The organism is Bordetella bronchialis (assembly GCF_001676705.1).
GTDB lineage: Bacteria > Pseudomonadota > Gammaproteobacteria > Burkholderiales > Burkholderiaceae_B > Bordetella_C > Bordetella_C bronchialis.
Genome location: NZ_CP016170.1, coordinates 2,980,943 through 2,994,016 on the forward strand (window position 1 = coordinate 2,980,943; position 13,074 = coordinate 2,994,016).

The 13,074-nt window shown below is 64.7% G+C and carries 14 protein-coding genes; 4 read left to right on the plus strand and 10 right to left on the minus strand.

What is annotated here, in order from left to right; genetic code table 11:
* The first annotated feature begins 146 nt into the window (after positions 1 to 146).
* Positions 147 to 944, plus strand: a complete 798-nt coding sequence (locus BAU06_RS13195) for a transporter substrate-binding domain-containing protein (RefSeq protein WP_066349775.1) — start codon at positions 147 to 149, stop codon at positions 942 to 944.
* Positions 945 to 958: 14 nt separating this feature from the next.
* Here BAU06_RS13195 and BAU06_RS13200 read toward each other — a convergent pair whose 3' ends face one another.
* Complete coding sequence (locus BAU06_RS13200; RefSeq protein ID WP_066359021.1) at positions 959 to 1,834, minus strand: helix-turn-helix domain-containing protein; 876 nt, start codon at positions 1,832 to 1,834, stop codon at positions 959 to 961.
* Between the two features lie 127 nt (positions 1,835 to 1,961).
* Between BAU06_RS13200 and allB the strand changes: the two genes are divergently transcribed.
* The 3 genes from allB (at position 1,962) to BAU06_RS26180 (ending at position 5,866) form a co-directional block, all read left to right on the plus strand.
* Positions 1,962 to 3,326, plus strand: coding sequence for an allantoinase AllB (gene allB, locus BAU06_RS13205; protein ID WP_066349776.1), 1,365 nt, complete (start codon positions 1,962 to 1,964; stop codon positions 3,324 to 3,326).
* Positions 3,319 to 4,668: an MmgE/PrpD family protein gene (locus tag BAU06_RS13210; protein ID WP_066349777.1), complete on the plus strand. Its 1,350-nt coding sequence runs from the start codon at positions 3,319 to 3,321 to the stop codon at positions 4,666 to 4,668. The genes allB and BAU06_RS13210 overlap by 8 nt, the downstream gene beginning before the upstream one ends.
* 268 nt (positions 4,669 to 4,936) lie before the next feature.
* Entirely contained in the window at positions 4,937 to 5,866 is a 930-nt protein-coding gene (locus BAU06_RS26180; protein ID WP_066349778.1) for a LysR family transcriptional regulator, read from the plus strand.
* A gap of 211 nt (positions 5,867 to 6,077) precedes the next feature.
* Here BAU06_RS26180 and BAU06_RS13225 read toward each other — a convergent pair whose 3' ends face one another.
* The 9 genes from BAU06_RS13225 to BAU06_RS26190 form a co-directional block, all read right to left on the minus strand.
* Positions 6,078 to 6,401 carry a type II toxin-antitoxin system PemK/MazF family toxin gene (locus BAU06_RS13225; protein ID WP_066349780.1) on the minus strand — a complete coding sequence of 108 codons (324 nt, stop codon included), beginning with the start codon at positions 6,399 to 6,401 and terminating at the stop codon, positions 6,078 to 6,080.
* Positions 6,401 to 6,625 carry an antitoxin MazE family protein gene (locus BAU06_RS13230; RefSeq protein WP_066349781.1) on the minus strand — a complete coding sequence of 75 codons (225 nt, stop codon included), beginning with the start codon at positions 6,623 to 6,625 and terminating at the stop codon, positions 6,401 to 6,403. The genes BAU06_RS13225 and BAU06_RS13230 overlap by 1 nt, the downstream gene beginning before the upstream one ends.
* Before the next feature lie 111 nt (positions 6,626 to 6,736).
* On the minus strand, positions 6,737 to 7,945 hold the full coding sequence (locus tag BAU06_RS13235; protein ID WP_066349782.1) for an MFS transporter: 1,209 nt from the start codon (positions 7,943 to 7,945) through the stop codon (positions 6,737 to 6,739).
* Positions 7,945 to 8,661, minus strand: coding sequence for an arsenical resistance protein ArsH (gene arsH, locus BAU06_RS13240; RefSeq protein WP_066349783.1), 717 nt, complete (start codon positions 8,659 to 8,661; stop codon positions 7,945 to 7,947). The genes BAU06_RS13235 and arsH overlap by 1 nt, the downstream gene beginning before the upstream one ends.
* 151 nt (positions 8,662 to 8,812) lie before the next feature.
* Entirely contained in the window at positions 8,813 to 9,307 is a 495-nt protein-coding gene (locus BAU06_RS13245; protein WP_066349784.1) for an arsenate reductase ArsC, read from the minus strand.
* Between the two features lie 101 nt (positions 9,308 to 9,408).
* On the minus strand, positions 9,409 to 9,735 hold the full coding sequence (locus tag BAU06_RS26185; RefSeq protein ID WP_082988199.1) for an ArsR/SmtB family transcription factor: 327 nt from the start codon (positions 9,733 to 9,735) through the stop codon (positions 9,409 to 9,411).
* 165 nt (positions 9,736 to 9,900) lie between these two features.
* Positions 9,901 to 12,123, minus strand: coding sequence for a copper-transporting P-type ATPase (locus BAU06_RS13255; RefSeq protein WP_415834864.1), 2,223 nt, complete (start codon positions 12,121 to 12,123; stop codon positions 9,901 to 9,903).
* Complete coding sequence (locus BAU06_RS13260; protein ID WP_066349787.1) at positions 12,116 to 12,769, minus strand: methyltransferase family protein; 654 nt, start codon at positions 12,767 to 12,769, stop codon at positions 12,116 to 12,118. The genes BAU06_RS13255 and BAU06_RS13260 overlap by 8 nt, the downstream gene beginning before the upstream one ends.
* Positions 12,769 to 13,014: a DUF2933 domain-containing protein gene (locus tag BAU06_RS26190; protein ID WP_231934098.1), complete on the minus strand. Its 246-nt coding sequence runs from the start codon at positions 13,012 to 13,014 to the stop codon at positions 12,769 to 12,771. The genes BAU06_RS13260 and BAU06_RS26190 overlap by 1 nt, the downstream gene beginning before the upstream one ends.
* Positions 13,015 to 13,074: the final 60 nt, after the last annotated feature.

A 13,074-nucleotide genomic window follows, 5' to 3' on the forward strand; every position in this document is an offset into this window, starting at 1 on the left:
ATGACGCCGTGGCGCCGGGCCGTGTCTCGTTTTCTGAGACGATCCGCGAAATCTGATCTGGCGCAACGCGCCCTATGCCGCGAGAATGCCTGGCAGGGGCAAGCGTGTGAGATCAAGGCCCCATAACTATTTTTTGGGGAAAATCCATGGGTCTCTCCGCTTCTTCTTTTGCGGCGGCGCTGTTGGCCAGCCTGTGCGCCTTGGCGCTCCCGGCAAAGGCCGACCTGCTCGACGACATCACGGCGCGCGGCGTCGTGCGGGTCGGCATCATGACCGACTATCCGCCATTCGGCAGCGTGGACCAGCAGATGCAGCCGCGCGGCTACGACATCGACATGTCGGCCCTGCTCGCGCAGGCCTGGCACGTCCGGGTGGAATTCGTTCCGGTGACGGCTCCCAACCGGGTCGCCACCCTGCAGACCGGCAAGGCCGACATCATGTTGAATATCGGCCGCAGTGAAGAGCGCGCCAAGGCGGTGGACTTCACCCAGCCCTATGCCCCGTATTACATCGGCATCTACGGTAAGCCCGGCAGTCCCGCCATCCATGGCCCGGCCGACCTGAAAGGGGTTACCGTGGCGGTGACCAAGGGCGCCATCGAAGAACGCCTGCTGACCGAACAGGCCAAGGACGCCAGGCTCTCGCGCTACGACGACAACGCGAGCACCATCGCCGCGTTCTTCAGCGGCCAGGCCAGCACCATGGCCATAGGCAACGTCATCGCCGTGGCGTTACGGCAGAAAGGCTCGCCGGCCTTCGAGGAAAAACTGATCCTGCTCAATTCGCCGGTGCATGCGGCGGTGCCCAAGGGAGAGAAGCGCCTGCTGGACAAGATGAATGCCTTCCTGTCCGGTATCAAGGCGGACGGCAGCCTGAACGCGATATCGCGCAAATGGCTGCAGCAGCCGCTATCGCCGGAACTCCTGCAGGCCAACGCGAAATAGAGACGGCGGGCGGGTCAGGCGCGGGCCAGCAGGCGGCGGCGGACGAAATCCGCGGCCCGCTGGCCGGTCACGACCTCCGACCACAACCCGGTGGCAAGCTCGCGATGCAGGCGCAAGGCCTCCGCATCCTGGGAGATCGTACCGACGCCACGCCACACATTGAGCTGCGGCCCGATGCGAAACGGACTTGTCAGGGAAAACGTGGCATCCGCCTGGCGAATGACGGAGAAACTGGTCGTGGGCAGCCTGTCGAAAAGTATCCCCACCTGGATGCCCATGGGCGGAGACTCCAGCAATTGCGCCACGCGTTCCAGCTCATGAAGCACCATTTTTCGATGCGCGACGCGCACGGGCGCGCTGGCGCCCTCGTCCTCCAGGCCCTGTTCGCTGAACTGCACGAGTTCCGGCAACGACAGCACGTTGGTGATGGCGGGGCGGCGTTGCAGGTATTGCGCCTTGCGCAGTTTCAGTATCGACATAAGGGCGTCGATGTCGATCCGGGCGCGTGCCGGACGCTTCGTCGCCGCGGCGCGGGTGGCCAGGGCCTGGCGCAGCAGGGTGTCGTAGCCATCGGACGTGAGCAGGTAAACGATGGGACCGAAAGCCACGAAAATGTGCTCCGCGCGCGCTTCGATCTGCCTGAGCCGCTCGAAGTACGCCAGCGCCGACGCAACGTATTCGACGCCGACGCCAAGCAGGGTTTCCAGCGGTACGTCCAGCAGCCGCGCGACGCGCAGCAGCACATCCAGCCGGCCTATGCCCTGTGCCTCCATGCGGTAGACGGATGCGCGCGAAACGTTCAGGCGCTCTCCCAGCGCATCCGCGCTGAGTCCGGCACCGATCCGGTATGCGCGCAGGCGCATGCCGATTTCCAACAACTTCGTATCCATGCTGCGCAACGTCCCCTTGCCGGTCCCGGGTCGCGGCGATCTCACCGGATGCGACAGGATCGGCTCCGATGCTTATAGAACAGGCCATGTTGAAAGTAAATCCACGTTCATACCGAAAGGGTGCGCCATGATGGACCTGATCATCGCGGGCGGCCACGCCGTCATCGGCGACGCTGTCGTGCAAGCCGATATCGCCGTCGAAGCGGGACGTATCGTGGCGCTCGGCGCCTTGACCGGGCTGCCCGGCGCGCGCGAAGTCATCGACGCGGCCGGACTGCATGTGCTGCCCGGCGCCATCGACTGCCATGTGCACTTCCGCGACCCCGGCTCTACCTACAAGGAAAACTGGCGGACGGGATCCAGCGCCGCCGCGGCCGGAGGCGTGACGACGGTGATGGACATGCCCAATACGGATCCCCCCACCGCCAGTCCGCGGGCCCTGGCGTGCAAGCGCGAACGGGCAGGGGCCTTGTCGCTGGTCGACTGGGGCCTGTATGGCGTCCTGGACAGCAGCAGCCTGCCGCATCTGGAAGCATTGGCCGAGGACGGCATCGGCGGCTTCAAGTGCTTCATGACGGAGAACACGGGGGACCTGGAATCCCCCGACGACGGCGTCATCCATGAAGGCCTGGAACGCCTCGGCCGGCTGGGCGTGCGTTGCTCCGTCCACGCGGAGAACGCCGCCATCATGCAGCACCGCCGGCGCCGGCTCATGGAGGCCGGCCGCACGGACCCGCGCGCGCACGAGGAATCCCGGCCCGAGATCTGCGAGGTCGAAGCAATCGGGCGGGTGAGCGCCCTGGCGCGCGCGGCATGCGCCCGCGTGCATATTGCCCATGTGAGCTCGGCCGGCGGTGTGCAGGCCATTCGTCAGGCGCTGGGGCAGGGGCTGGACATGACGGCCGAGACCTGTCCGCAATACCTGTTGTTCGGCATGCCGGAGATCGACAGCCTGGCCGGCATGGTCCGGGTCAATCCGCCCATACGAGGCGGCGCGCATGCGGACGCGCTATGGGCGGCCTTGCTGGACGGCACCATAGGCATGATTGCCACCGACCACGCGCCCCATACCGAAGAAGAGAAGCGCAATCCGGACATCTGGAAATGCTGCCGCGGCATGATCGGCCTGGAAACGCAGATGCCTGTCATGCTGACCGAATCGCAGCGAGGCCGGATGAGCTTGCCGGAATATGCGCGCTGGAGCGCGCTGGCCCCGGCGCTGGCCTGGGGACTTTATCCCCGGAAAGGACATATCGGCGTGGGGGCCGATGCCGACTTCGCGATCGTCGATATGGACGGCGCCTATCGGATCGACCAGGCGACACTGCATTCGCTCAACCGCATCTCGCCCTGGCACGGGCGGCTGGTGACGGCGCGGCCCGTGCATACCATCGTGCGCGGCAGGGCGGTCATGCGGAACCGGCGCGTGGTGGGAGAACCCGGCTGGGGCAGGGCCATCGCGCCGGACTGGGGCCGTCCTTCCCATGGATGACCTCGCGCTACGGCACCTGTGCCAATGGGCCGCCGCCGCGGCGCCGGATGCCGTTCCGGCGGACGTGCTGGCCCGTATCGGGGCGGTTGCCGCCGACACGATCGCTTGCGCGCTGGGCGCGGCCCAGGATGCGGAACTGTGCGCGTGGACCCGCGATTCCGATCCCGATATCTTCACGGGCGCATGCACCGTGCTGGGGAAGGGCCAGGCGCGCGCATCCCCGGGCATCGCCGCCCGCCACAACGCGGTCGCCGCCAATTGGTTGCAGCTGGATGAAGGGCATCATCGCCTGATGTGCCATGCCGGCATTTATTGCGTGCCGGCGGCGCTGGCGGAATGCGAGGCGGCGGACCTGGGCCTGGGACAGTTCCTGCATGCGGTCGCACTGGGCTATGAGATGACCTGCCGCCTGGCCGCGGCCTGGACATTCGGCGCGGCACCCGTCCACCCGCATTCCCTGTGGAGCACGCTGGGCGCAACCGCGACACTCGGCTTGCTGCGGGCCCTGGACGGCGATACGTTGCACCAGGCCTTGCTGCATGCGGCTTCCTTTGCTGCGCCCCGGCCGTTCGCCATCGTGGCCGATGGCGGCCTGGCCGCCAATCTATGGGTGGGGAAGGGGGTGGAGCAGGCCTTTGCCTGCACGGCGCGGGCGGACGGCGGCTTGCCAGCGCCCGCGCAGGCCCTGGCCCGCCTGGGCGAAATGCTGGGCGTACAGACGGATGCCGCGGCCTGCACGGACGACCTGGGCGGCGCCTGGGCCGTACGCCTGAACTACTTCAAGGTGCTGCCGTGCGCCGGCCAAAGCCACGCCGCGCTGGAGGCATTGCTGCGGATCCGCGAAGACCTGCTCGCGCAAGGTTGCGAGGTTTTCGATGCCGGGGTGCGCATCGACGCCGAAGTGCACGCCTTTGCCGTCGGCATGGCCCAGCGCGACGTCCGCACCAGCCTCGCGGCACGGTTTTCCATCCCGCATCTGCTCGCGGTGGCGTGGTTGCATGGCCGCACGGACGCCGATGCACTGGGTGCCGCATTCCTGCGGGACGCCCGGGTGGCGCGCTTGCGCGAAGCGATCCGGCTACGCCCGCTGCGGCCTGCGCTGCCGCCGCCGCATCATCGCGCGGCACGGGTCACCGTCACGCTGGGCGATGGACGGTCGGGGCAGGCCCAATGCCTGTCGCCGCTGGGAAGCCAGGCAAAGCCTCTCGATAGCGCCGACATCGCCCGAAAGTGCCTTGCGCTGGCGAGCGGGCGCCATACGACCTTGTTGCGCGCGCTGCTGGATCTGCCCGGGGGCGGCAAGTACCTGGGCGCCATTGGAATTCGCAGCTTGCTGCGGTAGCGCTTGGACCCACGGAAGCGGGTGGTCCGCAAGGACGTGGCATTGCCGCCATCGCCCTGGCGGACACCGCGCGGGGACGCCGGGGCGCGCGTATCGCCCATATGGCGGACACCCGCCGTGGCATACGCTGCGTGCAAAAGGCGTGGATGGTGCAATACAGTTCGGGATAGCCGCATGTTTGCATCCCCGGGGACGTCGCCAAGCCGGCTACGGATCCGGGAGCCCGGACCGCCTGCTCATGGCGCCGTACCGCGACTGGAGACCATCCATGCCTTACGCGTATGACTTGAAGGATTTGCGCCTGTTCAAGGCCGTGGCCCAGGCCCGCAACCTGGCGGCGGGCGCGGCGGCGCTGAACATGACGGCCTCGCTGGCCAGCTACCGCCTGAAGAACCTGGAGTACACGGCGGGTTGTCCGCTGTTCGTGCGCAGCCCGCGGGGAATGACCTTGACGCCGGCCGGCGACGCCATGGAAAAGCACGTGGATACGCTGCTCGGCGATTTGAACGCCATGCATGAGGAGCTCAGCACGTATGCCACGGACTTGCATGGCCAGGTAAAGCTGCTGGCCAACAGCAGCGCCCTGCAGGGCTTTATCGTTCCCAGCGTTGCCCGATTCCTGGCGGCGAATTCGCGGGTCGATGTCGAAATCCAGGAACTGGGCAGCGAGGCGATTCCGGGTTGTATCCGCGATGGCGAAGCCGATATCGGTGTGTTCGCCGGCCGGGTGGAAGACGCCGACCTGACGTGCGAGCTATACGCGATAGACAGGCTGATCTGCGCCACGCCGCCGGCCCATCCCCTGGTCCAGCGCTCTCGCGCCAGCCTCAAGGACATTCTGGACAACGATTTCGTCTGTCGCGACACCGCCAGCAGCAATACCCAATTCCTGTTCCAGCGCGCCCAGGAAATAGGCAAACCCGTGAAAGCCCGCGTGTACGCCCATGACTTCGCGGCGATGATGGACCTGGTGGCGGCGGGCGTGGGTGTTGCGCTGGTACCGATGAGCGTGGCCGAATCGGCGCTGCGCGACGGGCGGGTGGGCGCGGTCAACCTGCTGGATCGCTGGGCATTCCGGGAACTGCACCTGGTCATGAAGCGGTCGTCGAGCCAGTCCGACCTGGCTCATCAGTTCGCGACGATATTGATGCATGATCCGCTGGTCGTGGCGACGCGCTCGTCGACACATTGGGTCTGACCGCGCGGACGCGCCGGGCAGACGTGTTAAAAAAGCGGGAAATCAAAGCCTGGAAGCACTCGAAATAATGGATTGGGTTCCTATCGTTTTCATCACGTTCAAGGTTCTCGTGTTCGGCACGGGCATGTTCTTCGCGATCAAGTGGCATCGCGATCAAGCAAAGAAGAAATGACCGAGGGGCCCGAGCCGGAATACGGCGTCCCGGTGGGTGCTACTTGGCGATTCCAAGAAAGACCGCCAGGCACCGTTCGACCTCGACGAGGGTTTCCGGCTCGATACGACCGAAAGCCGCGCCGAGCTTGTCACGCCTTACGGTGACGGCTTTGTCCACCATAATTTGGGAAGGTTGCCGCAGGCGGTTCTGCAGGCTAGGTTTCGCCATTACTCGCAGCAGCGGCGCTTCGACCAGACTGCTGGTTACCGGAAGGACCGTCACACTGCCATGTTCGCTGAGCAGGTCCGACTGGATCACCAACGCGGGACGAAGCTTTCCAAAATCCCCTTGGACAGCGACGGTTACCAGATCACCTCGCATCAGGCATCCCAGCCGTCTACCTCGGACACGGCCTGGTCCATCAGCCGCTGCATATCGTCGTCCCTTGAATCGTCACGGCTTGCCAAGACGGATTGGCGACGGCATTCCTCGGCGAAATTCGGCCGGCGCGTATCGGGTACCCAGATTTGCACCGGCCGCAGCCCTGCCATGCGCAAAGCCGCACGGTGCTTATTCACACGGGCGTTAACGTTGCTTCCCGGCATGATGGTCCGCCTGTTGCATGTAACAGGCTAGCCGGCTTACTAGTGGCATGCAACATCGCTGATCCGTTTGTTCTAGTTTTGACATTGGCTTGGAATCTGACGCAACGCCGGCTACGGGGACACGGTGCTTGGCCTGGCGACTGGCGAGTTCATGTGCTTCCGAAGCATGACGAGGGCTGCTGAAGAGACCAATCCCAAAGCGGCGGAGACCCACAGGGCGCCGACACCCCAATGATCCAGGGCCAGCCCGAACAGCCACGGCGCCAGCGCCTGCGCGATCCGGGCGGGGACCATCAGGATGCCTTGCCTGGCGCCATAACCTTGTGGGCCGAACAGGGCCAGCGGCAAGGTCCCCTTGGCGATCGTCAAGATGCCGTTGCCCGCGCCGTGCAGGATCACGAAAGCCGAGGCGGCCGGCGCGCCCAACGCCAAAAGCGCAACGGCGCCCACGGGGTGCGCGATGGCGGCCAGGCGGGCGGACAGTAAAGGATGCACACGCCGCAGCAGCCCGAATTCCAACAGCCGCGCGCCCACCTGGGCCGGCCCGACCAGAGCCCCCGCCGCGACGGCGGCGGCGAAGGTCGCGCCGGCGGCCATCAGCAGGCGGGGCAGATGGGCGGCCATGGCCGTGCTGATGAACCAGGTGACGGCAAAAACCACGGCCAGAAGGACCGATGCGCGCAGCGATCCGGACGGCGTGGGCTGCATGTCCTGCGTATGCCTCGCGCCCGACGGCGAGCCGACGCCCACCGCGGACGGAGGCGATGCGAGCAGCCAGTTCAAGGGCAGTCCCAGGATAAGATGCAGCGCCGCCCACCCGAGGCAGGCGCCGCGCCAGCCGAAGTGCAGCTCCAGGAAGGTCGAGACGGGCCAACCCACCGTACTGGCAAACCCGGCGATGAGCGTAATGCCGGAAATCGCGCCGCGCGAGTCACGGCCGTACAGGCGTACCAGCGAGGCGAAGGCGGCCTCATACAGGCCGCTCCCCATCCCGATACCCAGTACCGCCCAGGCAGCGAACAGACTCCAAAGATCATGCGATTGGCTCAGCCAGGCCAGTCCCGCCGCGAACAGCAGGTTGGTGGCTACGAGAACCGGCCTGCCGCCCCAACGGTCAATGGCACGGCCGGCATAGGGCCCGAGCAGGGCGGAAATCAGCAGGGCGAAGGAAAAGGCCGCAAAGATCGTGGGCGTACCCACGCCGAGGTCGCGGGCCATTGGCGCGGCCAGCATCGCCGGCAGATAGTATGAAGATGCCCACGCGAGTGTTTGCGTCGTCCCCAGAGCCAGCACCACATCGCGACGCCGAGACAGACGCATCAGATGCTTCCTTGATTGACGCGCCTGGATGTTTGCTCTGCGCTTTCCCGGCGTTCGCTATAGCGGTCCACCAGATAGGGCGCGACATCGCGAGTAAGCAGCGTGAACTTCACGAGCTCTTCCATGACATCGACGATGCGGTCGTAGTAGGCCGACGGCCGCATGCGCCCGTGTTCATCGAATTCCTGCCAGGCCTTGGCCACCGACGACTGGTTGGGGATGGCGATCATCCGCATCCAGCGGCCCAGCACGCGCATCTGGTTCACGGCATTGAAGGACTGCGAGCCGCCGCTGACCTGCATGACGGCGAGCGTCTTGCCTTGCGTGGGCCGCACCGAACCCAGCGACAGCGGGATCCAGTCGATCTGCGTCTTCATGAGGCCCGTCATGGCGCCGTGCCGTTCCGGCGAACACCACACCATGCCCTCGGCCCATTGCACGGCCTCGCGCAGCTCCGCGACCTTCGGGTGGCTTTCCGGCTCGCTGTCCACCAGGGGAAGCCCGGCGGGGCTGAATAAACGCGTTTGCGCGCCCATCGCACGTAGCAGCCGGGACGCTTCTTCGGCGGCAAAGCGGCTAAACGACCGTTCGCGCAGCGACCCATAGAGCAACAGGATGCGCGGCGGATGTACGGACCGGGGTGCATCCAGCCGCCGCGCAATGCCGTCGTCAAAGCAGTCCGTCTGTACGTTTGGTAGATCGTCGAGCTTGACCATTGGAACTTTCACCTGAGGCCGCGATCATGGCGCCGAGCTGGCCGCGATGTGGCGCCGATGCCGCCCGCCCAATGCCGGCGGACTTGTCCGGGCGCGCTTAGAGGGTGCTGGATGGGGAAGGGGAGCCGCGCGCGGGCGGACATGGCTCGCTTCATGCCTTGCCGATGCCGTGCAGTTCCCTGTGCAGCGACATCGCATCCAGTCGGTCCATCGGCAGGGAAAGGAACAGCTCGATGCGGCGCTTGAGCACCCGCGCGGCGTCCTGGAAGGCCTTGCGCTTTTCGTCATCGGAGCCCTCTACAGCGGCAGGATCGGGTACGCCCCAATGGGCCGACATCGGTTTGCCCGGCCAGATCGGGCACACTTCGCCGGCCGCGTTGTCGCACACCGTGAAGATGAAATCCAACGGCGGTGCATCGGGCAAGGTGAACTCGTCCCAGCTCTTGCTGCGATAGCCGGCCGAGGGCATGCCCAGCTTCTCGAGCGCGGCCAGTGCCAAGGGATGCACTTCGCCCTTCGGCTGGCTGCCCGCGGAGTACGCGCGAAAGCGTCCCCGCGCCATGCCGTTCAACAATCCCTCTGCCAGAATGGAGCGCGCGGAATTGCCGGTACAGATAAACAGGGCGTTATAGATTTTCTCTTGCATGGGTGTCTCAGCATCAAGGGTTTGGGGGATGGAGATGCCGACGCGCGGCAACTCGACGGAGAGCTCGACGCATTGTCAGCCTCGCGGAACACCGGATTCGCTCAACACGCCCGGCAGGCGGCGGCCGGACCGGTTTCACAGGCGCCCCCCTGGCAACAATGTTCGGTCAAGTAGCCGAGCAGGCCATTCATCCGGTCGTAGTTGGCGCGATAGATCAGGTAGCGACCCTGCTGCTCGCTGTGGACCAGGCCGGCATGCGACAGCTCCTTGAGGTGGAAAGAGAGCGCATTGCGCGCCACGCCCAGATGCTCTGCCAGAACGCTGGGCGCAAGGCCTTCGGGACCGGCCACTACAAGCGCACGAAATGCCCTGAGGCGTTGCGGGTGCGCCAACGCCGCCAATGCGAGCACTGCGTCGTTTTCTTCCACGATTCACCTGTACATCAATTCATGTTTTATTGAACTTTAGCACGAAGATATCACTGGCGTCCTAGGCCAGGTCCGAGGCCAAGCCTGTGTACGTGGAGAAGCCTCCGGCAATAAGATATCTGACTTTACATAATATACATTATGCGGATCAGACACGGGCCATCACTAGGCTGTGCCTCGCAGCCGCAATGCATTCGTAATCACCGACACGGAGCTCAGGCTCATCGCCAAGGCTGCGATCATCGGGGACAGCAATTGCCCCGTGAACGGATATAGCAGCCCGGCCGCGAGCGGAATGCCCAGTGCGTTATAGACAAAGGCAAAAGCCAGGTTCTGCCGCATATTGCGCACCGTAGCCAGGGACAGCCGGCGGGCCCGCGCAATTCCACGCAGGTCGCCTTTCACCAGGGTCACGTGCGCCGAATTGATGGCCACGTCGGTACCCGTGCCCATGGCAATGCCCACGTTCGCCTTGGCCAACGCGGGACTGTCATTGATGCCATCGCCCGCCATCCCGACCGTCTTGCCTTCTTTCTGCAGCGTTTCGACGAGATCGAGCTTGTCTTTGGGTTTTACCTCTCCGTACACCCGGGAAATGCCAAGCCGCGCCGCGACCGATTTCGCCGTCGTCACACCGTCGCCGGTGGCCATGATGACCGTGATGCCGGCCGCTTTCAGGGTGTGGAGTGCTTCCGGCGTGGTGGCCTTGACCGGGTCGGATACCGCGACCAGGCCGAGCAGCTTGCCGTCCGCGGCCAGGTACATGACGCTGGCGCCTTCGCCCCTGAGAACCTCGGCGTGCTTTTGGAGCGGCGTCCAGTCGACCCGTTCCTGCTCCATCAGCGCCGTATTGCCAAAGGCGATCCGTTTGCCGGCGACAATGCCGCGAACCCCGATGCCGCTGGACGATTCGAACGTCTCCGGCTTATCCAGCGGAATCGATCGCTTGCGTGCCTCGGCGACGATGGCGTGCGCGAGCGGATGTTCGCTGCCCTGGTCGATGCTGGCCGCGATGCGCAGGACATCGTGCTCCGACATACCGGCGGCCGGTACGACCCTGTCGAATGCCGGTCTGCCCTCGGTTAGCGTCCCGGTCTTATCGACGATAAGGGTGTCGACTTTGCGCAGTTCCTCGATGGCGGCGGCATCACGGAACAGGATGCCTTGGGTAGCGCCCCGCCCGGTTGCCGCCATGATGGACATTGGCGTCGCCAGACCAAGCGCGCAGGGACAGGCGATGATAAGGACCGAGACCGCGTTCACGAAACCATAGACCCAGCTCGGCTCAGGGCCGAAGAATCCCCAGCCCAGCAGCGTCAGCACTGCGATGGCGACAACAATCATGACGAAATAGCCGGCCACGACGTCCGCGAGACGCTGCATCGGGGCGCGCGAACGCTGCGCATGCGCCACCATCTGGACGATTTGGGACAGCATCGTCTGGGAGCCCACTTTTTCGGACCTGACAATCAGGCTGCCGTTGGTGTTGATGGCGGCGGCAACCACCTTGTCGCCCGGCCGTTTGGTGACGGGCACCGGCTCGCCGGTAAGCATGGACTCGTCGACCGCGCTTTCGCCCTCTAGGACAATGCCATCCACAGGGACTTTCTCACCGGGGCGCACGCGAAGCGTGTCGCCAATGTGCACGTGCGTCAAGGGAACGTCTTCCTCGGTCCCGTTCGGATCAATGCGACGGGCCGTCTTGGGCGCCAGGCCGAGCAAGGACTTGATGGCGGCCGACGTCCGCGATCGTGCTTTCAGCTCCAGAATCTGCCCGAGCAGGGTCAAGGAAATGATGACTGCCGCGGCCTCGTAATAGACCCCAATGCGGCCATGCATGACGAACGTCTCCGGAAATAATCCGGGCGCGACGGTCGCTATCAGACTGTAGCCGTACGCCGCCCCGGTTCCCGTCCCGATAAGCGTCCACATATTCGGGCTGCGCTGGGCAATGGACCGGGCGCAGCGAACAAAGAACGGCCATCCCGACCACAGTACGACCGGGGTGCTCAGCGCGAGCTCTATCCAGCTCTGGTACGGCAATCCCTCGTAAAAGATCTTGTGGGCGGCCATCGCCAGGACCGTGACGATGATGGTCAACGGCAAGGTCCACCAGAAGCGCCGCCGGAAATCGATCAGTTCGGGATTCTCTTCGTCGTCGAGGGATGGCATGACGGGCTCGAGCGTCATGCCGCAAATCGGGCAATTCCCCGGTTCGTTTTGCCTGACCTCCGGATGCATCGGGCATGTATAGACAGTGCCGGATTCCGGCGAAGACGTCGCGGAAGCGCCGGCCGGATACCCCTGCCCTGACAAGTCGCCAGCATGGTGATGGTGTTTCATCTGCGCATCGCCATGCTGGTGATGGCCATTTGCTCGTCTATCCATGCGCCCTCCTCTCCCGATGAAAGGACGGAATAAAAGCGGCCGTCCGGTCACGATACCGGACATACTCGCTGCCGAAGTCTGCTTCCATGTCGCGTTCCTCGGACTTCGCGAGCCGTACATACACGACGACCAATACGGGGAACATGAGTAGCGTGACGATGGTCGGCCACTGCAGCAGGAAGCCGAGCATGACAAGGATGAACGCGACGTATTGCGGATGTCTGATACGCGCATAGGGGCCGGTAGTCGCCAGACGGTGCGCTGTCTGGGCCTGGTATAGCGCGCGCCATGCCGATGCCAGGAGCCAGAAACCGGCAACGATCAAGGCAATGCCAGCGATATGGAAGGGGCCGAAGTGTGGATTAACCTTCCAGCCGAACGCCACTTCGAGCAGATGGCCAGCGTCGTGGGACAGGAAGTCGACTCCCGGGAAGCGTTTCGAGAGCCAGGGCAACAGCAGGTAGATCGTCAACGGGAAGCCATACATCTCGGTGAACAGCGCGACAATAAAGGCCGAAAATGCGCCGAACGAGCGCCAGTCGCGAGACGTCTTCGGCTTGGTGAAGCTGAAGGCGAAGATGACGAACACCAGCGAGTTCAGAATGACAAGGGACCAGAGGCCATAGGCCGGAGTAGTGTCATGCATCACTGTTCTCCCGGTTTCGGCGATTGTCCCGTGCCGCGGCCGGCATCGGGCTGGGAATCCGGTCGATGCTGTCCATGCCCGTGATGGAACAGGTGCATCAGCGGGCAGGCCAGAACCAGCAGGTAAGGAAGAAATCCGAGAAGATGGGCGCGGTGTTCGGTCCACAAGAAAAAGGCAGCAACGGCCAGGAATCCGTACAAAACCCACCTGCCGCGCCGGACGTGGGCTCTCTGGGAAAGGTGCATATCGTCCATGGCTATCTCCAATAGCGCCTGTGCGCCGGCGTCACCTGGAGCGACGGCACC